Source organism: Paenisporosarcina sp. P4_D4 (genome assembly GCF_056401835.1).
The window spans coordinates 38,990-60,556 of record NZ_JBFUIO010000005.1 but is presented as its reverse complement, the minus strand read 5'-3'; the positions used below and the strand labels follow the sequence as shown (position 1 = coordinate 60,556).

General features: G+C 38.3%; 22 protein-coding genes. 6 read left to right on the top strand and 16 right to left on the bottom strand.

Annotated features, from left to right (window positions below):
- Position 1: 1 nt before the first annotated feature.
- Together AC1DSL_RS03020 and pxpB are read right to left on the bottom strand one after the other, a co-directional pair.
- Entirely contained in the window at positions 2-1,012 is a 1,011-nt protein-coding gene (locus AC1DSL_RS03020; protein ID WP_477531114.1) for a 5-oxoprolinase subunit C family protein, read from the bottom strand.
- A complete protein-coding gene (gene pxpB, locus AC1DSL_RS03015) occupies positions 999-1,697 on the bottom strand; it encodes a 5-oxoprolinase subunit PxpB (protein ID WP_477531113.1) in 699 nt (232 codons plus the stop codon). Before pxpB ends, AC1DSL_RS03020 begins: the two co-directional genes overlap by 14 nt.
- Positions 1,698-1,912: 215 nt before the next feature.
- Here pxpB and AC1DSL_RS03010 point away from each other — a divergent pair, with 215 nt between their 5' ends.
- A complete protein-coding gene (locus tag AC1DSL_RS03010) occupies positions 1,913-2,098 on the top strand; it encodes a hypothetical protein (RefSeq protein ID WP_477531112.1) in 186 nt (61 codons plus the stop codon).
- A 91-nt stretch (positions 2,099-2,189) separates the two neighbouring features.
- Here the strand turns inward: AC1DSL_RS03010 and AC1DSL_RS03005 are convergent, their stop codons facing one another.
- The 4 genes from AC1DSL_RS03005 to AC1DSL_RS02990 form a co-directional block, all read right to left on the bottom strand.
- Positions 2,190-2,363, bottom strand: a complete 174-nt coding sequence (locus tag AC1DSL_RS03005) for a YfhE family protein (RefSeq protein ID WP_016428554.1) — start codon at positions 2,361-2,363, stop codon at positions 2,190-2,192.
- A 368-nt stretch (positions 2,364-2,731) separates the two neighbouring features.
- Complete coding sequence (locus AC1DSL_RS03000; RefSeq protein ID WP_477531111.1) at positions 2,732-3,850, bottom strand: NAD(P)/FAD-dependent oxidoreductase; 1,119 nt, start codon at positions 3,848-3,850, stop codon at positions 2,732-2,734.
- A gap of 268 nt (positions 3,851-4,118) precedes the next feature.
- A complete protein-coding gene (locus tag AC1DSL_RS02995; protein WP_477531110.1) occupies positions 4,119-4,286 on the bottom strand; it encodes an aspartyl-phosphate phosphatase Spo0E family protein in 168 nt (55 codons plus the stop codon).
- 330 nt (positions 4,287-4,616) lie between these two features.
- Complete coding sequence (locus AC1DSL_RS02990; protein ID WP_477531109.1) at positions 4,617-5,630, bottom strand: LLM class flavin-dependent oxidoreductase; 1,014 nt, start codon at positions 5,628-5,630, stop codon at positions 4,617-4,619.
- Between the two features lie 377 nt (positions 5,631-6,007).
- Here AC1DSL_RS02990 and AC1DSL_RS02985 point away from each other — a divergent pair, with 377 nt between their 5' ends.
- From AC1DSL_RS02985 to AC1DSL_RS02975, 3 genes are all read left to right on the top strand, one after another.
- Positions 6,008-6,982 (top strand): proline dehydrogenase family protein, encoded by a 975-nt coding sequence (locus AC1DSL_RS02985; protein WP_477531108.1) that lies wholly within the window; start codon positions 6,008-6,010, stop codon positions 6,980-6,982.
- Positions 6,983-7,167: 185 nt separating this feature from the next.
- Positions 7,168-8,091 (top strand): S-layer homology domain-containing protein, encoded by a 924-nt coding sequence (locus AC1DSL_RS02980; protein WP_016428559.1) that lies wholly within the window; start codon positions 7,168-7,170, stop codon positions 8,089-8,091.
- A 195-nt stretch (positions 8,092-8,286) separates the two neighbouring features.
- A complete protein-coding gene (locus AC1DSL_RS02975; protein WP_016428560.1) occupies positions 8,287-8,916 on the top strand; it encodes a YfbR-like 5'-deoxynucleotidase in 630 nt (209 codons plus the stop codon).
- A gap of 254 nt (positions 8,917-9,170) precedes the next feature.
- On the opposite strand, the gene asnB is transcribed toward AC1DSL_RS02975, so the two are convergent.
- From asnB to AC1DSL_RS02960, 3 genes are all read right to left on the bottom strand, one after another.
- A complete protein-coding gene (gene asnB, locus AC1DSL_RS02970; RefSeq protein ID WP_477531107.1) occupies positions 9,171-11,033 on the bottom strand; it encodes an asparagine synthase (glutamine-hydrolyzing) in 1,863 nt (620 codons plus the stop codon).
- Between the two features lie 84 nt (positions 11,034-11,117).
- A complete protein-coding gene (locus tag AC1DSL_RS02965) occupies positions 11,118-11,486 on the bottom strand; it encodes a hypothetical protein (protein WP_477531106.1) in 369 nt (122 codons plus the stop codon).
- A gap of 383 nt (positions 11,487-11,869) precedes the next feature.
- Positions 11,870-12,169, bottom strand: coding sequence for a hypothetical protein (locus tag AC1DSL_RS02960; RefSeq protein ID WP_477531105.1), 300 nt, complete (start codon positions 12,167-12,169; stop codon positions 11,870-11,872).
- Positions 12,170-12,441: 272 nt separating this feature from the next.
- Here AC1DSL_RS02960 and AC1DSL_RS02955 point away from each other — a divergent pair, with 272 nt between their 5' ends.
- Positions 12,442-12,588 (top strand): hypothetical protein, encoded by a 147-nt coding sequence (locus AC1DSL_RS02955; protein WP_342542350.1) that lies wholly within the window; start codon positions 12,442-12,444, stop codon positions 12,586-12,588.
- Positions 12,589-12,860: 272 nt separating this feature from the next.
- A complete protein-coding gene (locus AC1DSL_RS02950; protein ID WP_477531104.1) occupies positions 12,861-13,256 on the top strand; it encodes a BsuPI-related putative proteinase inhibitor in 396 nt (131 codons plus the stop codon).
- A 211-nt stretch (positions 13,257-13,467) separates the two neighbouring features.
- Here AC1DSL_RS02950 and AC1DSL_RS02945 read toward each other — a convergent pair whose 3' ends face one another.
- The 7 genes from AC1DSL_RS02945 to AC1DSL_RS02915 all read right to left on the bottom strand — a co-directional run bounded on the left by AC1DSL_RS02945 (position 13,468) and on the right by AC1DSL_RS02915 (position 21,546).
- On the bottom strand, positions 13,468-13,983 hold the full coding sequence (locus tag AC1DSL_RS02945; RefSeq protein ID WP_477531103.1) for a C40 family peptidase: 516 nt from the start codon (positions 13,981-13,983) through the stop codon (positions 13,468-13,470).
- 543 nt (positions 13,984-14,526) lie between these two features.
- On the bottom strand, positions 14,527-17,619 hold the full coding sequence (locus AC1DSL_RS02940) for an AAA family ATPase (RefSeq protein ID WP_477531102.1): 3,093 nt from the start codon (positions 17,617-17,619) through the stop codon (positions 14,527-14,529).
- Positions 17,616-18,803: an exonuclease SbcCD subunit D gene (locus AC1DSL_RS02935; protein WP_477531133.1), complete on the bottom strand. Its 1,188-nt coding sequence runs from the start codon at positions 18,801-18,803 to the stop codon at positions 17,616-17,618. Before AC1DSL_RS02935 ends, AC1DSL_RS02940 begins: the two co-directional genes overlap by 4 nt.
- Positions 18,804-18,979: 176 nt before the next feature.
- A complete protein-coding gene (locus tag AC1DSL_RS02930; RefSeq protein ID WP_477531101.1) occupies positions 18,980-19,276 on the bottom strand; it encodes a DUF3817 domain-containing protein in 297 nt (98 codons plus the stop codon).
- Between the two features lie 123 nt (positions 19,277-19,399).
- Positions 19,400-20,266: an AraC family transcriptional regulator gene (locus tag AC1DSL_RS02925; RefSeq protein ID WP_477531100.1), complete on the bottom strand. Its 867-nt coding sequence runs from the start codon at positions 20,264-20,266 to the stop codon at positions 19,400-19,402.
- Between the two features lie 192 nt (positions 20,267-20,458).
- Positions 20,459-21,223 carry a VanZ family protein gene (locus tag AC1DSL_RS02920; RefSeq protein ID WP_477531099.1) on the bottom strand — a complete coding sequence of 255 codons (765 nt, stop codon included), beginning with the start codon at positions 21,221-21,223 and terminating at the stop codon, positions 20,459-20,461.
- Entirely contained in the window at positions 21,184-21,546 is a 363-nt protein-coding gene (locus tag AC1DSL_RS02915) for a PadR family transcriptional regulator (protein WP_477531098.1), read from the bottom strand. The genes AC1DSL_RS02920 and AC1DSL_RS02915 overlap by 40 nt, the downstream gene beginning before the upstream one ends.
- Positions 21,547-21,567: the final 21 nt, after the last annotated feature.

The window sequence follows — 21,567 nt, the reverse complement described above, 5'->3', positions numbered from 1 at the left end:
TTCATTTACTCTCCTTAAATTTGAGTGAAATGGATTGCGTTAATTGATCGATCAATTTTCTCTGCTCAATCATTGCTTTTTGTGCTTCTTCCAAGGATATTTTTTCAAAACGAATGGTTTCCCCAGGCTTCAGCTGGCTCACTTTCGGCAAATCAATAAATGCAACTTGTCCTATTTTTGGATAGCCACCAGTCGTTTGTCGGTCTGCCATCAAAATGATGGGTTGTCCATCAGGGGGCACCTGGATGGAACCAAATGACACTGCCTCTGAAAGCAATTCTTTCGGTACTTCTAATCTAAGTTCAGTTCCTTTCAATCGATAACCCATCCGATCGGAATCTGAAGTGATTTGGAAAACCTGATTAAGGAAATCATCTTTACTTTTTTTAGAGAATAAATGTGCTTGTCTTCCTTCTATGACACGCACCGTCTCATCCTTTTGATAGGTGGGAATGGCTTCGGACTTTAATGTCCATTCCACTTGCATAAATGACCTATCGTTTATTTCTTTAGAGAGCTTGTTGATAAAACCTTTAACTTGTTGTGGGGCGTCATTAACCGGAATAACATCTCCTCTTTGCAAGGCTCTTCCGTTAAACCCTCCGATACTCGCTCGTATATAGGTAGACTGACTCCCCATCACTTTAGGTACAGCAACTCCTCCAGCAACCGCCATATACGTTCGGCAACCTGTTACAGGCTTTCCAAAAATCAGCTTGCAACCTTTTCTGGCAAAAATCGGGCGCCACATTTTTATGGGTACACCATCAATGACGGGTGATAGATTCGCGCCAGTTAATGCAAATAAACAGTCTTCAAGAAATGTTATATGTGGGCCCATTAATGTGATTTCGATCGTTGCTTTCGTCTCTTCATTGCCGACCAATATGTTCGCCAGACGATGTGCATAAGAATCCATAACGCCACTAACAATAACGCCATATTTTTGAAAACCATTCCTGCCAAGATCTTGAACAGTCGTTTGCAAACCTTCCTTATCAATCATCAGCATGAGTTGTCCCCTCCCATTCTGCATACTCCGATTCTGTTATTGGCTTGAAGACTATGAGATCTCCCGCTTGTAGCAAGCTTGGAACGTCTTCATGCGGAAGGAATAAATCCATCGGCGTCCGACCGATCAATTGCCAGCCACCAGGCGTCTCAATCGGATAAACACCAGTCTGCATTCCAGCAATTCCGACAGACCGTTCGGGGATACGGAGCCTAGGAGTCGAGCGACGAGGAGCAGCAATTTTTTCGGACATGCCTCCAATAAACGGGAACCCTGGGGCAAATCCAATCATATTCACTTCATATGTACCCGAAGAATGAATGGCAATCACTTCTTCAACTTTTAATTGATTATGAGACGCAACAAACTCGAGATCCGGTCCGTGCTCGCCTCCATAGCAAACGGGAATCTCAATGGTCCGTTGGTCTACTTTTTCCGAATCATTGTTATTGTGCAGTATCTTAGTTAGACAATCCTTCATATCTTCAAATTGATTGTCGGCAGACACTCTATAAAAAACAGTGACGGTCGTAAATGCAGGAATTACTTCTACAACTGAGTCAATAGAAGCTTGTTCGATTTTACGGGTGATTGACCGCACCAGGTTGGTTGCTTCTTTTGTAATTTCTTGTCCAACTTCTAAGACAATTGCTTCTTCTCCAAGTGGTGAATAGGTGATTTCCATCTTTACACTTCCAAACATTTTCTGAAATATACGATAATTATAAAGAAGAATATATAGGGATACAACCGTAAATTAATAAATATGCACATATTGTATTGAAAATACAAATATTTCAAGTTCTGTCGGAATTACAAGATTCGTATGTTTGAACATACACATTTGGGGAAATATTCAACTACAACACTTTTACTAAAATAAATCAGGAGGGTTTGATAATGAAAAGAAATACGATGGCATTGGCAGCACTTGGACTTGGAGCGGCTTTCCTAATGCTCAACAAAGATTCTCGAGAAAAACTTAAAGGGCAAGTCAACGAATTCACGAAAAGTGGTAATGGTAAAGGCATGCTTGATCAAGTCATGAATGCCTTTGATAAGAAAAAGACAACGACAACGATATAAGAATTTTTAAAAAGGCACTTTACAAAATTAGTGTATAAAAAGAGGCCATTCCAACGTTGAAGTTTCAACTAGGAATGGCCTCTTTTTCTATTCAGTTTAATTTATTTTTAGTTTTCTCGTCTTTCTTCTTGATGCCTTTAACGCCTTCTAATCCACTTGCTTTGTCTGCTTTGTTGAACTCTTCGTTGTACAACACTTCCTGCGCAGCGGACAAACCATTATTTTCTTCAGACATTTGCTGATGTGGAGGTTTTCTTTCACTCATTTTCGAATTCTCCTCTCTTACTTATTGAAAACCTTAGTTTGTACTTAGTGAACTTTCTTTATTCCTCCTATTTTTTTATCAAAGGCAAGTACTCGAAAACTCGGGAAAGCATTTTGTGTAACCTGGAAGGCATTTCTGTCTACCTGGCTTCTTTCTGTCTACCTGGAGTTCCTTTCTGTCTACCTAGAGCTCCATTCTGTCTACCTGGAACTAAAACACAGTCTCACCCTATTGATTGATTGCGTCTCCTTAGCACGTGGTGCTTGGGGCGAACATCATATCGAAATTATTGAAGATAATTAAGAATTAGAAACGCCCCCGTAGAAAAATGTTCTACGGGGGTGTTCGTTTTTTTGTAACTCATACGGTTAGTCTATTATTGCACCTGACACATCGTACAAAGCCAAATCGATATCGACTCGTTCATCAAGCGCGAGCTTCGACAGTTGTGCACCTAGAAATGGTCCGATAGTTAATCCCGACGCCCCAAGTCCGTTGGCGAGAAGAAGTCCTTCCCAACCTGGAACCTTCCCTATGATCGGCAGAAAATTAGGTGTAAATGGACGGAAACCGACACGGGTTTCAACAAATGTACTATCTGCTAATCCAGGTGCCATGGTCAACGCTTTGTGAAAGACTTCATGTAAACCGCCTGCAGTGACGCGTAAATCAAACTCTTCATGGTCTTCATGGGTCGCGCCTATTACCATTTGGCCGTTATCAAAAGCGAGAATATATTGATCATTTGGAGGCATTACAACGGGCCAATCATCCGTTTTCATATTTTCCATTTGAAGATGGACGATTTGTGCTTTTTGGGATGAGAGCTGAAATTCAATACCCATTGGTTTTAATAATTGATCCGCCCACGCTCCGGCAGTAATGATTATCTTTTCAGCACTGTAACGTTCATTGCCGACACGAACCCCAGTGATAGCTGAATCATCAAATTCAATTTCAGCAGAGCCCTGAATGAAGGTTGCTCCATATTTTTTTGCCGAATTGATTAAGGCTTGTCGGAGCGCCCTTCCGTTGACTCGAGCAGCTCCACTAACATAGACCGCTCCAAATTCTTCAGCTAACGGAGGAAATAGAGAACCCGTTTCATTCGGCGTCAGTTGAAGAACTTCTCCAATTTCCGTTGCATCCTCTCTTCTTGTAACCGCGCGTTCTTCCATTTTGATGAGTTTGCTTTGATCTGTATGCAGACTGAGGGCTCCCACGCGTTTGTATCCCGTATCTGTTTCACCATCTTCTTCAAGTTGGGCTATCAGTCCCTCATAATAGGCCGCCCCACTTTTAGCGAGAGAGTACCATGCTTTATTACGTCTTTGTGAAATCCACGGACATATAATACCTGCTGCGGCGTCCGTTGCTTGTCCTTTATCAAAGCGATCCACGACGGTAACTGTTGCACCCGTTTTAGCTAGGTGATAAGCAGTTGAAGCCCCTAAAATTCCAGCACCGATAATGATATATTTTTTCATGAAAGCACCTTTTTCCAATTGAATTTCTACAATCATTTTACACGTTTGAACACAGAGTCTCAAAACGACTGTATCTATCTGAACAAATGTGCACTATCAAAGTATCTTAACAAGCTAAAAAACCCCTGCCGTGAGATACAGGCATTTGCGCGCCTTCCTCTTCGACAAGGGAATTTTATCGTATGACAATATTATATTGTTTCAACAGTTGAGTGTATCTAGAGGAGATAGAGTATCAAAAAATGATGTGATTAATTGAAACATTGCTTCACCCTACTTCTTGATATTGATTCAAGAGTTGATCCAGTTCTTGACTACAAGTCACCACCAATGAATGTGTGTAGCCTAATTGCTTAGCCTTTTTGTACATGTCTTTCTTTTTACGGTTAATTTGTTTCAATAAAAGATGTTGCTTATACACTGTCTTTGTTCTCATCTGTTTACATCCTCCAACTGGTTTAGCTTTTATTCATGAAATCACTTATTTACCAACTTAAAATTTTCACGTAAAAGTAAATTTATGTATTAATTATTTAACCAATTATTTACTGAGATAAACTTCCTTTTAAAACTTTAATCGATTAAATTATATTTTTTTTTCGAAATGACCAAATTTCTTTATTTTCAGCAGTAATTAATTGGCGGCAGTTTTACACCTGCGGCTTTGTTTGGAGCGGAGTTGATTGATCATTTGACGGGATCGGGCACCTTTCAAATGAATTTAACAAAAAAACAGGCCAATATCTCCCGGCCTGTTTCCTGTTTCTTATTGAAGTTCATCCATCGCTTCTTTCAGTATCTCATAAGAACGTTTTCGTGCTTCCCGATCGTAAATGTACGTCACAGCCATCAATTCGTCCACTTGGAATGTGTCCTGGAATCTTTTCAGTTGTTTCTGAATTGCATTCTTGTCACCTTTAAAGGAATATGTAGACATACTGCGGACGGCGCTTTCTTCAAATGAATTCCATAAACCGTCCATTGATTCTACCGGAGGCTTCAAGAATTCCTCTGTGCGTCTCACCACGTTTAAATAGAACCGATTAGTTGAAGTGGAAAGTTTAGTGGCTTCTTCAATCGTATCCGCCGCTACGACATTTACACAAACCATCACGTATGGCTCGCTTAAATACTCTGACGGCGTAAATTGATTGCGGTATATCTGAAGTGCTTGCTCGAGTTGAGCCGGTGCAAAATGGGCTGCAAATACATATGGCAATCCAAGTCTTGCAGCCAGCGAAGCACTTGATGTACTAGAACCGAGAATGTAGATTGGCACTTTGGCATCTACACCTGGAAATGCACGAACTTCACCTTGCTGATCAATGGAACTGAAATACTGTTGCAGTTCCACTACATCTTGAGGAAACGCGAAAGCAGTTTCCTGTGTTGTTCTACGAAGTGCATGCGCTGTACGCATATCTGTTCCAGGTGCTCGACCGAGACCCAAGTCTACTCGTTTCGGATATATGGCTTCTAATGTTCCGAATTGCTCTGCTACAACCAAGGGTGCATGATTCGGCAACATAATCCCACCTGACCCAACTCGAATGGATTGAGTATTTTCCAACACATGTCCTATAAGAACTGACGTAGCTGAACTAATTACTGCAGGCATATTGTGATGTTCAGTTAACCAATAACGTTGATAACCAAGTTTTTCTGTATGTTGAGCTAAATTGACCAAATCGCCAATTGCTTCTTTATGTGTTTGTCCTTCAAGTACAGCAACCAAATCCAATACGGAAACTGGAATAGATTTTTCATTTAAAGTCATCATCAAAATCCTTTCGCAAAACTAATATCTTGAGTTGATAATATATCGATGGCATTTATACATCAAGCTATCTGCCTACGAGAAACTTCCTCCCTTAAACGGCTCTTGAGAAAGTCACTTTAAGATGTGTATGATAAGCATTTTCTATAAATAAAAATCAGTTATTTCTGATATCGTTCTGTTCTGATGTTTTTCAGATAGTATTAAAGAGTAGGTTTACGATTAAAAGGAAAGAATTTCCGTACAATCTCAATACGTTTAGTGTACATGTTCGTGAAAAAAGATTTATAATAAAACGGTGTCATGATACACATGATAGGATTAGTGATTTTACGGATGCAAGACAACATATAATGAATATTTTTTAGGAGGCAAAAATCATGTTAAAAGATGTATTTATGGCTTTATCAAAAAACCAATTGCTGACGAGTGCAGCTAAAAAATATGGTTTGAAATTAGGCGCACAAACTGTTGTCGCTGGAACAAATGTTGAAGATACAATCAAAAGTATTCGTGAGTTAAACGCGTTGGGCATCAGTGCAACCGTTGATAACTTGGGCGAATTCGTTTTCGAAAGATCGGAAGCTTTGAAAGCTAAAGAAAGCATTTTGGAAGTAATCGAAGCAATTCAAGCCAATGGAGTGGACGCTCACATTTCTTTGAAACCAACTCAACTTGGTCTCGATATCGATTATGATTTCTGTTTTGACAACTTACATGAAATCGTTGCTGCAGCGAGTAAGTATGACATGCACATCAACCTTGACATGGAAGATTATGGTCACCTTCAACCTTCATTTGATCTAATCGATACTCTTTCTGAACAGTACAGCAATGTCGGCACAGTAATTCAAGCTTACTTCTACCGTGCACAAGACGATATCGAAAAATATAAAGATATGCGTTTACGTATTGTAAAAGGCGCTTACAAAGAATCTGCTGAACACGCTTACCAAACAAAACAAGAAATTGATGCCAACTACATCAAACTGATTGAGTATCATTTACTGAATGGTAAATTCTCTTCAATCGCGACACATGACCACAATGTTATCAATCATGTGAAGAAGTTTGTAAAAGACAATCAAATTTCAAACGACAAATTTGAATTCCAAATGTTGTATGGTTTCCGCAAAGACATGCAAGTGGATTTAGCGAAACAAGGATACAACTTCTGCACATACGTACCATTCGGAGATGATTGGTATGGTTACTTCATGAGAAGATTAGCTGAACGTCCGCAAAACTTGAACTTGGTTGTCAAACAAGTATTCAATAAACGCACAAATACTGCTATCGGAGTCTTTGCTGGCGCTTTCGCATTGAGCCGTATTGTTTCAAAAAAGAAGAAGTAAAATAAGTGTGCTGCCCTTTTTTAAGGGCAGTTTTTTTATGCCAATTCATCATTTTTTACCCATTGTACGGAGTCTTTAGGCTCAAATTAAAAATCCCTCAATTTACCTGTATTTATACAAAACTATCCATGGTAAATTAAGATGTATTTGAAAATAGTTTTACCCATACATAGGAGGAAAGATCAATGTTTACTAGTCTTAAAAAATTTATTGCTGCTAGCTTAGTAGCTATCCTGGCAGTATCTGCCATCGTTCCATCTGCTTCTGCAGCGGAACACCAATTTACGGATGTTAATTCAAGTTATGATGAAGCTGTCAGCTTCTTTTATGAATATGAATTAATCAAAGGAACAACTCCTACCACTTTCGGAACAGATTTAAATATCAAACGTGGAGATGCTGCTGTCATTTTGGCAAACACGCTTGGTCTTGATGTCGATAATGCACCATCTGCAGGATTCAAAGATTTAAACCCACGTGTCCAAGGTGCAGTAAATGCTTTGGCTGAAGAAGGAATTATCTCGGGAGTATCTAAAGATAAATTCGGTCCAGACCAACTGTTGAGCAGAGGCGCAATGGCGAAGTTATTGACTATTTCATTCGGACTTGAAGATTATGCAGAAACAACACCATTCACGGATGCTGTTGGGGTATTTACACCTTATATTGAAGCTTTATATGGCTCAGGAATCACAAATGGTAAAACAGCAACTTCATTTGGTACGAATGACAACATCAAACGTGGTGAATTTGCCAACCTTCTATACAATACAATTATGTTCTCTTTCTATATGCCTTTTGCAGAATCAGCTAAAATTCTGACTTCGACAACGATTGAAATCAAAATGGAAGAAGCTGCACCTAAAGAATATTCAGTTACAGAACTTGCAGAAATGTTCTACATTGAAGCGTACTTCAAAGATGGTTCAGTAAAAGAACTTCAGTTTGTTGGAACTTCATTATCTGATGATCGTACAACTTTAGTAGTTGAACTTTCTGCAGACAGCTCATTGGCTGGCAAAAAAGGAAAAATCGAAATTGACGGATTGAATGAAATTGATTTTGATTACACAACACCTGTTGCACCACCAGTTGAAGAAACAAAATAATAAACATAACTCATCCTCAGATATTAATGAGGATGAGTTTTTTTGTGTTATTTGTCACGACCAGATGGATTTTTACACATTGTATAGGAAGAAGCGTTTAATCTGTTGGAATGGTGGAAACCACTTATGAAAGACTTTTGTACATACAGATTACACGTTGACAGGAAACAGCTACCTTAAAGGAGAAGAAATACAATGGGAATTCATCGATTTTTTACGAGCATGAACGATTTAGAACGCATCATACGCTGTCCAGGAAAATTTAAATTTGAAGAGCATAATGTTGCCGCACATAGTTGGAAAGTGTCTCAATACGCCATGTTTTTTGCGACGATTGAAGAAAATAACGGAGAAGCCATCGATTGGAAAGCGCTGTACGAGAAAACGATTAACCACGATTTCGCGGAAGTTTTCATTGGTGACATTAAAACACCAGTCAAACACGCCTCGCCTGAGTTGAAGCAAATGATTGCCCATGTGGAAGATAAAATGATGGAAAAATTCATATTGGAAGAAATCCCCGAAGAATTTCAACCCGTTTTCTTTCATCGAATGAAAGAGGGAAAAGATGCTACCATCGAAGGACGGATTCTTGAATTTGCCGATAAACTCGATCAGTTTTATGAGTCCTTTGCCGAATTGAAGCGAGGCAATACCGACCCAGAATTTATCCTCATGTATCAGGAAGCATTGACGAAATTAATAAAATTGCCGTTACCGGCAAGTGTTGCTTATTTCCGTGATATTATGCTCGAAGACGTGAAACGGGAAGATACGGCACTCGATGTTAAAGCATTTACTCTTAAAGTACTACAGACCCCATGACAAATTTAGCCTGTTTCATGAACATACTGGAAACGTAACTATATATTGATGTCTAGCCAACTCTGATAACCATGTTAGACTTAAAAGGTAGACGGAAGAGGATGCGCATCGTCTTTCGTCCTACAAATATTTCATATTATGTTTCAACACATAACCTACCTGTTTTGTGTTATGTGGTCTGTGGAAAAAACGTCCGGAGTGGTTGCCGGACGTTTTTTTATGTATTTTTTTACTAAGTCTTTTCAATATCCGCCTTAACGATTAAATTCATAAATATTCTCTACATAAACTTGATGCCAAACCATAAAGATAAGAATCGTCCAAAGCTTCCGGCTATTGTCTTTTTTATTGTTCACGTGATCCGCCAGTAAATTAAACACTTCCTGTTTATTGAAAATAGTTTCTGTTTGGCTGATATGTATTAAGTCCATTGCCCATTCATATAACTCATCTTTTAACCAATGACGAATGGGAACAGGGAAACCAAGCTTTTTCCGTTCCACCACATGTTCAGGCACGAGGCCTTCTGCTGCTTTTCTCAAGATGTATTTGGTTGAATTGTTTTTTATTTTCAGGTCGGTATGTATCTTCGATGCCACTTCGAAAACGTGTTTATCTAGAAATGGAACACGCAATTCAAGTGAATTGGCCATTGTCATCTTATCTGCTTTGACTAATATATCGCCCTTTAGCCAAGTGTGGATATCTATATTTTGCATTTTCGTGACCGAATCATAACTCATTGATTGTTGATAAATTGGCTTTGTGATGGTTGTATAATCCAAATTCGATTTATAGGTTCGAAGCAATTTCCTTTTCTCATTTTCTTCAAACATCTTGGCATTTCCAATATATCGTTCTTCCAACGGTGTAGTCCCGCGTTCAATGAAGCTTTTCCCTTTAAATCCTTCAGGAAATATACGACTGAGGACTTTCAATATTTCTTTAAACCGTGGAGAAATATGATTAAATATCCTTAGAGAATGCGGTTCTCGGTAAATATTATAGCCACCGAATAACTCATCTGCCCCTTCTCCTGACAATACAACTTTTACATGCCTTGCAGCTTCCCTTGCCACGAAGTATAGCGGAACTAATGCCGGATCAGCCAAGGGGTCATCTAAATGCCAAACGATTTTAGGAAGTTCTTCGAGAAATTCCTGTGATGAAATCATATAGCTGATATTTTCCAATTGGAGGACATTTGCTGTTTCTTTTGCGACATTTACCTCACTGTAACCACTTTTTTCAAAACCGACCGTAAACGTTTTAAGCCGTGGATTCACTTCCTTTGCCAATGAGACAATAAAGGACGAATCAATCCCTCCCGAAAGAAATGCCCCCACCGGTACATCACTGCGCATATGAACATGAACTGAATCGGTTAATACTTCGCGGATCTCATGGATTAGTTGATTTTCTGAAGAATGAACTTGCTGGAATTTCGGGGTCCAGAAAGAATGAATTTCCATTGGTTGCTCCGGTTTCTTAGTGAAATAATGACCAGCCGGCAACTTTTTAATCAATCTCGTCATGGTGTTGGGTTCAGGTACATATTGGAAGCTCAGATAATGCTGAAGTGAATCGTCATCCAGTTCATCGGATTCGACATAAAGGATTGCTTTCTTCTCAGAAGAAAAATACGTCATTTCCTCATTTTCTAAGTAAAAGAAGGGCTTAATGCCGAAATGATCCCGAGCTCCGAATAAGTGTTGTTCCTCTTTGTCCCAAATGACAAATGCAAACATCCCTCTTAATTTGTGCACCATTTTTTCTTTAAGCTCACTATATAAGGTAAGAAGGACTTCCGTATCCGATTCACTAGAAAATTCATGACCTTTGGCTATTTGTTCTTCCCGTAGTTCAACGTGGTTATAAATTTCTCCATTAAAGATAATCCAGTAACGTTCATCCTCATAAGAGAACGGTTGATGACCACCTTCGATATCTAGTATACTCAGCCTTCTAAATCCAAAGCTTACATATTCATCAACAAAACACCCTTTGTCGTCAGGCCCTCTATGGGCAAGTAATGAAATAATTTCATTCATTTCCTGCGTTCTTAGGTCACTTATTTCTTGAGGTTGATTATACAAAAACCCTACAAATCCACACATAACAATCTCCTGCCTACGTATATTTCCAACGATAATGATTGATATGCGGGCTGCCTTTCACCTATGTTCAAAATTTGTGTACTTTTAAACAACCATCATTTCTTTCAGTGCTGTAGAGAATTCTGAGTTCTGTATTTCAATTGTGGCTTGATTTACTAAATGTGCAAGAAACGCTTCTTCATCAAAATCTTCAATATCGATTTCGAATCGGTCCAATTCCAACTGGACTTCTTCGTTAACATTCGTTTCAATTTCAATTAAATCCGAAAAAATCAAGCCCCATCTTTTCTCTTCATATAGTGTTCCAGCAATTTTTATGATAGTTGAACTGACGGTGGAAGAAGGAACAGAGTAATGATTCTTAATCCAGATAGATGTTTCATCATGATTCGCAACAAATTCTAGGACTTCATATCCTAAATCAAAATTCTTCTTAAACTCTACTTTGTTCATAATCTACCTCCCCAATTTTTAATAGATTACTGTCACTATATCCATTTAATCCAGAGATTATACCAATTTACTATGTTGTTCTACTCTATTATTTTTTCTTAATAGATTAGCAAAATGGTCTATTAAATGCAGTAAATTGATTGTACGGCGAAAAAAAGAGAAAAACCAAGGCTGGTCTCACTCTATCCGTTAGAGTGTCCCTTTTCCTTGGTTTCTTTTTCTGTATTGCAACTTGAGCAAGTAAATATGCTACCGCTTTATCCTACTCATTTTATGCATTCGTTGATCAAATTAGTAATCCTTTGGAGAAGAAAATTGAAAAAAGGACTGTCCTCAAAAGTCATTTCAATGCCTTTTTGGACAGTCCCTTATTATTGAATTCTTTAAGCTTTTGCCTTTTCATTAAATGACTGCAAAACCTGCTTTAGCGCATCTCTGAACTCAGGTTCTGTAAACTTTTTAATGCTTATGAACTGTCTTTTATCCATACGATGACGATATTCAGACAAATAGCCAACAAATAAATAACCATTTCCCGATAAATGCAATTCTTGTAATACATTCTCTTTGCGAATTGGACTATTGGGATAATAATAGGTCGAGCGATTATTCGAGACTTCTTTACGCTTTAACTCTGGAAACTCATCTAAGACATTTACTACCTGTTCATAAGACATCGGCATGTTTTAGCTCTCCCTTGTTCAGAGTATTATTTCTTTCCTCTCATTTCAAAATATGCCCCTAAATAAGATTTTTCATCCTGACAAGTAATGCTGTAATTAAAAGTTACTAGAAGTCTATACACATAATGATAAGCTCAGCCTCATTCGCTAGTCTTATCATTTTAAACAGATCGAAAATTCCACGAATGGTTTTCCATTCATGAGTTCGTAATTATTTTCTGACAACTTTCATATACTACTTCTAAAAAACTATATTAGGGGAGTATTTGACGATGAAACCTGAATATGTGAGCCAAAAGGAAATGGAATTACGTCAAAATCAAGATTTTATTGCTTCTCAAAATATGGTCGCTGAAGGTGCACCCATTTATCATCTGGATAAAGACGATACAGGAGTTGAAAAAGATGATACACTTTAATTCTCGGGCACCAATAATCTTCATAAAATAATACTCAAAAAACCCAGTAACTATTAGAGTCACTGGATTTCTTTTTTATTGGCTCTTTAAAATTTTATTGTTGTTTATCCTACATTTGCGCTTTTTGGAGAAGTACCGAAAAAATAACGAACTCGTTTAATCATTATAAGTAAGGGGTATCATTTCATGGAGAATTGCTGTCCAATTTTCGGATGATTTTCGTCGTAAGGAACCATAAAACTTTAAATACGGAGGTTAGGGTCATAACAGAATTGAAATGGGATGGAAAAGTCACCGCAGATGTAGATCAAGCTACGTTTACTTTTACAGTTAAAAATAATRGTGAGCAGCCAATAATTCTAGAATTTCCAACGAGTCAGTCTTATGACTATTCAGTGTACAATGCCCAAGGAGAACGAGTGTATCATTTTAGTAAAGGGAAAATGTTTCTCCAAGCACTTCAATATAAAACGTTAAACAAAGGAGAACAAATTCAATTTGAAAGTATCTGGAATTACAAAACGAATGAAGCGGAGAGAGTGCCGGCAGGAATGTATACAGTAAACGCAATATTGACCATTCGGAAAATAAATGACACACTCGTTCATTCACAGCCTTCTACTACGTTTGAATTTTATATTCCGGCTGAAAATACTGCTTTCAAATAGTGTAAATTGAGGGAAAGTGTAAACTAATACAATATAAGTTGAGAGCTCTTTCTATTATGATCTTATTTTCGATTGAACGGGAGTTTAAAGAAGTATCAAATGGGTTAATAGCAACACTAAAGGACTGACGATGAATATCGTCAGCCCTTTAGTGTTGCTGGTAAAATATCACATAAATCAGATGCGCTTTTCTAGAAATATGGGATGAATATTAAAGTACTCTTTGTGCCCACATGAAGTGTTTTTGTGTCCATGGTCCCCAGACAGAAAAAGTTTTTACACTGTTTGCCGTGTTTAGATTGCTGATCCATTGTCCATTCCCCATATAAATCCCTACATGAGAAATAGTCTTGCCGTTGCTCGCAAAGAACATTAAATCCCCTTTTTTCATATTCTTAAATGAAATTGACTTTCCGATATGTGATTGCTCACGGCTAGTTCTAGGCAAGTTCACGCCAAATTTAGCATAGACATGTTTAGTCCAGCTACTACAATCTGCTTTGTAAGGTGCTAGGCTATAATCTGCTCCGTACACGTATTTTGTTTGTGTTTTAAGAACCTTTGCATAGTCAACAAGATCAGATGCTTTGTCCGGTGTTCTAACAACAATAGATTGACCAATATTAAGTTGATGAGGATTTTTGATTTGCGGATTTAATGATCGCAAATCCTGATAGCCCATTCTGTATTTATAAGCAATGCCGTTTAATGTATCACCTTTATGCACTGAATATGTTGCACCTGCGACTCCTGAAAATGAAAACGCTAACATAAATGATAGAATCAAAATTCTTGTAAGCTTTCTAATAGAAGTTCATCTCCTCGTGAATAATTAGTTGGTATTTTTTTCTTACACTTGGTACAAATTTTGAAATATGTTTTGGTAAGGTCTACTATGTAAAAATATGTAGGTAGAGCGCTTGCAAACTGTTGGCTCATTATTTAAAGCAACAGCACGAAGGGTCGTTATGTATTTGGCTTAACTTTTTTTGAGTATAGCATGCAAATTATATAGGACATGGTGGTAATTATTACCGAACATTATTTCCCCTACAACTGCCCACACTTCCAATATTTACTGGAGGGAAACTTAATAACTACTAAAGGTGTTAATTGTAATATTGGCTAGAAATCGTATTTACTACACTAAGCGAATATACATACAAAAAAACCAGTATCTCGATGAGCTACTGGTTTTACATCTGTATTATTATTCAAGGAAGTTGTTCTGCTAACAATCAGACAACCACCATCCGAAACACTAGTCTAATCACTTAATAACAAATCGTGTCTCGCTATAGCCTTCTTTCGACTTTCTCACTTCCAATATCGCTGGAATAGCTGTTTTCAATTCCTGAACATGAGAAATGACGCCAATCATACGACCTGATTTTTGCAAGTCGATTAGTGTGTCGATTGATTTGTTCAATGATTCTTCGTCTAGCGATCCAAATCCTTCATCAATGAACATCGTATCGATGGAAACATTGCCTTGGAAACTTTGAATGACATCGGCCATACCTAACGCTAAGCACAATGAGGCGTTAAATTTCTCTCCTCCGGAAAGCGTTTTGACATCGCGTGTTTGTCCCGTATAGGCATCATAAACATCTAGTCCCAAACCACTTTGTCTTCCTCTCGCTTCTTGACGTTCACTTCGAATCAAATGGAACTGTCCATTCGATAAGTTCTTCAATCGTTCATTCGCCGACACAATAATTTGTTCAAGGTATTCAATCTGCAAGTATCGTTCAAATGAAATCTTCATTCCATTTTGGCCTCTGATCATGTCATACAAGTCGGTGATTTGATTGAATTCCCGTTCTTTCGCAATGACTTTTTTACTGGATAACACTATGCTACTGATTAGATTGTTCGCTGCTTTTTTATAATCATTTGATAGATTTACTTCCTGTAACGCCTTTTCATAAACTACTTTCAAAGAAGCAAGTTCATTTTGCAAATCGTTTAAATCGACTTTCGTTTTGTTTGTAAGTTTTATGGACAATTCAGCCACTTGTTCAATCAGTGTATGTCGAGATTGTTTAAACTCCAGAATCTGCTCTTTTAAGGTAGTTCTCTCTGAATCTCTTAACTTCGCTTGTTGATAAGTTTCTTCTGATTCAAAAGCCGAGGACTCGAGGGCCTTCTTAAATGCAACATTTGCCTTATCTAGTTTAGCCTTTGTCTCTTGCAAAGCTTGTTCGGTATGTGCAATCGTCAAAACAGAAGAAGCATGTTGTTCCCTAGCTTCTTGACGAAGTTGTTGCACCGCTTTCCATGCATTTTCAAGTTTGGTTTTGCGTTCACTTGTTTCACGTACTTGTTGTTCTAATTGAGACAAGATACGCACTTCGGCTGGAATCGATTGTAATTTATCTTCATAAATCGCTTTGCTTTTTTCGTAAATAGATTGTGCTTCTTGATGATTTTTTGTTATCTTAACTTTTTTAACATCCAACTCTTGTACAGCTAGTGACAGCTCTTGGTGTTGTTGTTTTATTTTTCGAAGCACGTCTTTATCTTTTCGCATTTGACTGACTTCAACATCAAATTTCAGACGAGATTCATCCAAAGTTTCATAGACCTTATCAGAATGCATTAAATCAACACCGAAACCAGTTACTTCTTGCCCTTTAATCGAGAGTTGCTCCATCATAGCGTTTTGTTTGGCTGAAGCATTTCGATAGGAACTGTCCACTTGATTCAAAGTCGATTTTACTTGTTCCAGTTGTTCTTTCGAAGGAGCAACAGTTTGATCTTGCTCGCTCTTATTTGGATGCTCCACACTGCCACATACTGGACATGCATCTCCGTCATGTAAATGAGCCGCTAAAACTCGAGCTTGATTGGCAAACCACTCATTTTCAAGCGTCGTGTACTCTGTTTTCACCGTATTATAGTGTCTTTCTTTATCAAGAGTTTCAGTTTCTAGTGTTTTCATCGATTGCTGAATGGACAGAAACTCTTTTAACACTCGGCATTGTTCATTTAACTCGCTAAGTTTTTGTAACTTATCATCAAATGGAATCAATCGATTTTCGAGACGATCCATATCAAGCTTTAAAGCTGTAACAGCTTCATTTTTAGAGTTCACTTGTTGCTCGATTCCCTTGACGTTTGCTAATAATTTATCGACTTCATTCTCCATAACTTTTAACTCGGACTCTTTCGAAGTCATGTCTTTTACTATTGGCAAGAAATCATTTAAACGGACGAGTGACTCGCTTAGTTTTTCACGAATCTCCCGCTTGTTTTCTTCTTCAATATAATGAAGGTTCATCTGCTCTAACTTTTCCTTCGCTTTTGCCTCTGAAGTAACCGCTCTATCCCAAAGTTGCTGTTTCTCCAGTACTTCTTTTTGAAGTTCTTTATAGTTTCGTTCGATTCCTTCGATTACGCTTGCTCGTTCTGCCTTTTCAAGCTGCATTTCTTTGCCTTCAAATAAAGGTAACTGTTCCGTTAACGCCTGCAGCTTCTGTTCTTTTGTTTCCCATTCGTCAAATCTTTCATTCAAGCTTTTGGCTTCATGGAATTCACCTGACTTACTTGTATGGTTCTGGTAAGCATCTTCGTATTTAAAGTGATCTTGGCGGATTTTCTCTTCATAGTAAGAAGCTTCTTCTTCCAATCCCGAAATGACTTGGTGAATATTGTAGTGTTCCTGAGCAAGTACCTCAAATATAGTGGATTCGCGTTTCGGAAACGATGCAGCGATATTTTGAATGTAACTGTTAGTCGTGCGTTGCTCAATTTTCAATTCTTCTTCAGCAAGTGCTTTCTTTGTCTTAAGTCGTTCACTAATCATTTTATAAGGCTCGGTTTTAAAGATTTTCCGTAGAATATCTTCTTTGTTTTCTGTCTCAGAAGTTAGTAATTTTCGAAACTCGCCTTGTGGCAGCATCACAATCTGGATAAACTGATTTTTTGTTAGTCCAATAATTTCATCGACTTTATCATTAATTTCTGACACGATTTGCCGTTCAACACATGGAACTTCACGGTCTATTAGTTTTTCATAAAACTCATATTTTTCACCCGTCGCTCCTTTATTGCCTTTTTTCACATGCCCTATTTGGCGTAGGATTCGATACGTTCGCTGATGCATTTCAAATACCAGCTCTACAGATGTATGGACATGGTCCTCTGCAAAGTCACTGCGCATAATACGTGATTCACTTCGATCCGAACCACTTGCCGAACCATATAAGGCAAAGCAAATCCCATCAAAGATGGTTGTCTTGCCCGCTCCGGTGCTGCCGGATACGACAAATAATTGATTGCCTTTAAGTTCGTTGAAATCAATGACTTCTGTATGTTTATAAGGACCAAAAGCGGTCATCTTCAAGGTAATGGGTCTCATATTTTCAGCCCTTCTTTCTTACCTGGTCTAGTGATTTCCTGTTGCTCTAGTAAGAACTCTTGAAGCACATCTTTAAAAATTCCCTCAGTTTCTTCCGATGCAGGTACCCCTTTTACTTCTTCGTAAAAAGCGTTAAATAACGCTAAGTTATCCATTTTACGACGTGAACCTACCGTGCYTTCTTCTTTATATTTGACAGCAGACAACAGTTTACGTTCTACATGCATTGCATTTGGGTAAACCGAGCGAATCTTTTCCATCGGAAATAAAATCGGTGTTTCATCCAACAATTTCACAAACACATAATCGTGATTCATTTCATGCTGCAAAATGTCTTCCATTTTTCCTTCAACGGTGCGAATGTCGCGTTTAGGTTTGAGCAAACGCTTTTCTACACTGACATTTCCAAGCTCGTCCATCTGAACAATATGGAAACCTTTTTGATGATGCTCTTCAGAAATTGAATATTTCAGTGGAGAGCCCGAATAGCGGACCGTCTCATTCAAAACATAATGTGCTTGATGCAAATGTCCAAGTGCCGTGTAGTGGAACTTTTTGAAGTGTGAAGCACTTACATACTCCGCTCCACCAATTGCAAGCGGCCGCTCCGAATCACTCGTGTTTTCCTCTTCTTCCCCGTGAGGTGTCACAAAGGCGTGTCCTACCAGCACATGCCTCTTAGATAAATCCATCGAAGACTCAATATGTGCAACCATTTTCTTCATGGCATCATCATGAGTGCGGATCTCTTCATCTTCTAATACATGCCGAACTTGAGAAGGATCAGCATACGGAACTAGATGGAAATGAACTTCTCCGTGTGCATCCTGTAGCACAATCGGCTCTAATTCTTTCTTCAATTGACCCGTAATATAAAAACCATTCGATTTCATCATACGGCTACCAAAGTTCAAACGCCCCGGGCTATCATGGTTCCCCGAAACGGCAATGACAGGTGTTTTCAGTTTCAATACAATGGTTTCAAGTACTTCGTCCAACAAATTCACCGCGTCCGTCGGCGGTACTGCCCGGTCGTATAAGTCTCCCGCGATAATAACGGCATCCGGTTTTTCTTCGGCAATCGCCTCAGTAAATTGTCGCAACACGTATCGTTGTTCGTCCGTCATTGAAACTCCTTGTACTAACTTACCTAAATGCCAATCGGCTGTGTGGAAAAATTTCATCATGTGCTCCTTTCATCATTCATCTGGATTATAATTCTCAGTAGTTTCTCTACATTTATCTTACCTATATTTTAAGCCAACAAGATTTCCAAAATAAGTATTATTATACATGATTACGATCAGGTTCTTTGAAATCAAAAGAAAAAACACCAGTAAGATATGAATCTTACCAGTGTCTATACTGTTTCCAATTTTTGAAGCTTACGATCGAATATGATATTGCCAAACGGAATGAAGGCAACAATCACAGCGATAACGCTATAGATAAACGGCCATCTCACGATAAAAGTCATATACCCAATTACCAGGCAATAGCTGACAAACAGAAACCCGTGGATTGAACCAACGACTCTCACAGCTTCTGGCATTCCAAAGAAATATTTTAATGGCATCGCCAGGAATAATAAGATTAATAGAGAACTGCCTTCCAATAATCCCATGAAACGAAATCGCTTAAGTGGTTTTTCAGACATTTTAACCCCTCCTGCTTTCTACACCCCTCATTATAGAGAGGCTGGGGGTAGAGTGTACAGTCATACCGTCCTAATCAAGTGATTTTATCGAAAGGGTCTTCAAAGATTTGTCACAGTAAAGGTCTACTTATTTACGACAGGAATCCAGATCTCTGAATAATAATCTGCCTGACTGGCATCTTCGATCGAATAAACTTCCATTTCAGCTGAACCGCTTGGGCGATAAGAGCTCGACGGGAACCATTCGCTGTAGATTTTCTCCCACATTGATTGAATTGCTTGAGGCATCGGGCCTACTACTTCAAAAACAGCATAAGTCGCCGCGGGAATTTCCATACGGTCATAACGTGCTGGAACCTCGTCTCCATCATAAGCAGTAGCAATCCAATACTCTAAAGTACTTGCAGCTGTATCAATCATGCGACAGACTCCAAGCATTCCTTGTACTGCGCCATTATTCAACGCGACCAATTCGTCATCCACTCCGTTTTGATGAACTTCTTGCCACATTTTTGGAATCTCTCTTGTATTTTCCCCGTTTTCACACGAGAACTCTCTTTTCACACCAATAATCGGAAATGCCTCTTTTTCTTCAATTCGCACCTTCATCGGTAACGCCCCTTTCAATTGTACAGAGATGACCAAACGATTGTAGGAAGTGAATCCTTTTTTTGAAGATCGTGCTTCAGATGGCGACAACCCATGCTGCCGCTTGAATGCCTTCGCAAAAGATTCCGGTGTCTCATAACCATATTTGAATGCCACATCGATTACTCGCACGTCCGTCAATGCGAGCTCCTCTGCAGCAAGAGTCAACCGGCGGCGGCGTACATACTCCATCACACTCATGTCCGTCAGAACCATGAAAATTCTTTGAAAATGAAATACAGATACATTCGCTTCTGCAGCGGCATCCTCCATTTTGAAAGCAGTCTCTAAATGATTCTCCAAATAATCTATTGAGCGTTGCAGCGCTTCTATCCAACTCATTCCATCACCTCGTAAAATTATCTTATTCCTATTTCGACATTGAATCCTGTCTTTTCCTGCTCGATTCGGACAGGTGGACGGTTTTCTTCATATTGAGTGGACTCTCAGTCTGATTTTTTGGCGTTGATGTATGAAAAACCTTCATTTGACTTAAAAAATCAAAAAACGAGAGGGATTAAATATAGATTTTGGTTAACTTGTAGTCTTATAAAATATCGTCAATCTTGATAACTTAGCTACTCTCATCAAGAGCTTGATGATTAAGAAGCCAACTGCCGCACCAATCGTATTGAGAATGATGTCGTCAATATCAAACTGGCCAATTTGAAGGGAAAACTGTAACACTTCAATAGTAAACGTTATGGTCATGCTTCCCACAATCAATTGAGTGAATGATTGATATTTTTTAAATAAGATGGGAAGGAAAATGCCCAGAGGGATAAAAATCAACACATTCCCTAACGTATTGTTGATGATAATGTCCACATTGAATTTATCCGCACCCATTAAATATTCAAAAGTATTTCCAAATGGGATCAAATTCGAATTTTGTTGCCATGTGGCTAAATCGAAGAATCCATTAGATTCTGGCGAGATATAAAAGTATTGATTGAAATCAAATTTATAATTAATGATTCTCGATAATATCCTCAAGAAAAGTAAGTTACTTAGAACAATTAAAGAATAGATGCCAAATAAAAGCCAATTAATCTTTCTGAACATTTTATAGTATGGAAATATAGAGTGTTGGAATCCTTCTTCTATACTTTTCTCATCCCCAAAGCTTTGCAATGCTTTATGTGTGGATTCTGATTCAGAAAATCCCTGCTCCAGAAATTCCTGTTTCAATAAAAGGATATGCCCTGTCATTTCTTCAGTCATTTCACTTTTTTCATGTTCATCGCAATTAAGTTCACTTACGATTTYCCTAATGTAGGCTTCAATGGTTTGATCCATGCTATTCCCTCCGAACATACTTTGATTAAGTCACTTATCTTCTTCCACTCTTGTAACTTCCGGGCCAACTCTTTTTTCCCCGAATCTGTAATGCGATAATATTTCCTTCTGGCACCGACCTCTGGATTATCCCAATAAGATTCAAGCCATTTTTTGTTTTCCAAACGTTTCAAAGCTGGATATAATGTTCCCTCACCCATGTTGTAAAGTTCTCCACTATTATGTTTTAATGTCTTCACCATTTCATAACCGTACATGTCTTTTGTATTTACAATGGACAGAAGTAATATATMGATACTGCCTTTCATGATTTCCTTATCCATTAACACCCCTCCTTATGATTA

Excerpts from the sequence above, each read along its gene's own strand:
- AC1DSL_RS03020 (WP_477531114.1), bottom strand. The coding sequence starts at position 1,012 with ATGCTGATGATTGATAAGGAAGGTTTGCAAACGACTGTTCAAGATCTT.
- pxpB (WP_477531113.1), bottom strand. The coding sequence starts at position 1,697 with ATGGAAATCACCTATTCACCACTTGGAGAAGAAGCAATTGTCTTAGAA.
- AC1DSL_RS03010 (WP_477531112.1), top strand. The coding sequence starts at position 1,913 with ATGAAAAGAAATACGATGGCATTGGCAGCACTTGGACTTGGAGCGGCT.
- AC1DSL_RS03005 (WP_016428554.1), bottom strand. The coding sequence starts at position 2,363 with ATGAGTGAAAGAAAACCTCCACATCAGCAAATGTCTGAAGAAAATAAT.
- AC1DSL_RS03000 (WP_477531111.1), bottom strand. The coding sequence starts at position 3,850 with ATGAAAAAATATATCATTATCGGTGCTGGAATTTTAGGGGCTTCAACT.
- AC1DSL_RS02995 (WP_477531110.1), bottom strand. The coding sequence starts at position 4,286 with ATGAGAACAAAGACAGTGTATAAGCAACATCTTTTATTGAAACAAATT.
- AC1DSL_RS02990 (WP_477531109.1), bottom strand. The coding sequence starts at position 5,630 with ATGATGACTTTAAATGAAAAATCTATTCCAGTTTCCGTATTGGATTTG.
- AC1DSL_RS02985 (WP_477531108.1), top strand. The coding sequence starts at position 6,008 with ATGTTAAAAGATGTATTTATGGCTTTATCAAAAAACCAATTGCTGACG.
- AC1DSL_RS02980 (WP_016428559.1), top strand. The coding sequence starts at position 7,168 with ATGTTTACTAGTCTTAAAAAATTTATTGCTGCTAGCTTAGTAGCTATC.
- AC1DSL_RS02975 (WP_016428560.1), top strand. The coding sequence starts at position 8,287 with ATGGGAATTCATCGATTTTTTACGAGCATGAACGATTTAGAACGCATC.
- asnB (WP_477531107.1), bottom strand. The coding sequence starts at position 11,033 with ATGTGTGGATTTGTAGGGTTTTTGTATAATCAACCTCAAGAAATAAGT.
- AC1DSL_RS02965 (WP_477531106.1), bottom strand. The coding sequence starts at position 11,486 with ATGAACAAAGTAGAGTTTAAGAAGAATTTTGATTTAGGATATGAAGTC.
- AC1DSL_RS02960 (WP_477531105.1), bottom strand. The coding sequence starts at position 12,169 with ATGCCGATGTCTTATGAACAGGTAGTAAATGTCTTAGATGAGTTTCCA.
- AC1DSL_RS02955 (WP_342542350.1), top strand. The coding sequence starts at position 12,442 with ATGAAACCTGAATATGTGAGCCAAAAGGAAATGGAATTACGTCAAAAT.
- AC1DSL_RS02940 (WP_477531102.1), bottom strand. The coding sequence starts at position 17,619 with ATGAGACCCATTACCTTGAAGATGACCGCTTTTGGTCCTTATAAACAT.
- AC1DSL_RS02930 (WP_477531101.1), bottom strand. The coding sequence starts at position 19,276 with ATGTCTGAAAAACCACTTAAGCGATTTCGTTTCATGGGATTATTGGAA.
- AC1DSL_RS02925 (WP_477531100.1), bottom strand. The coding sequence starts at position 20,266 with ATGAGTTGGATAGAAGCGCTGCAACGCTCAATAGATTATTTGGAGAAT.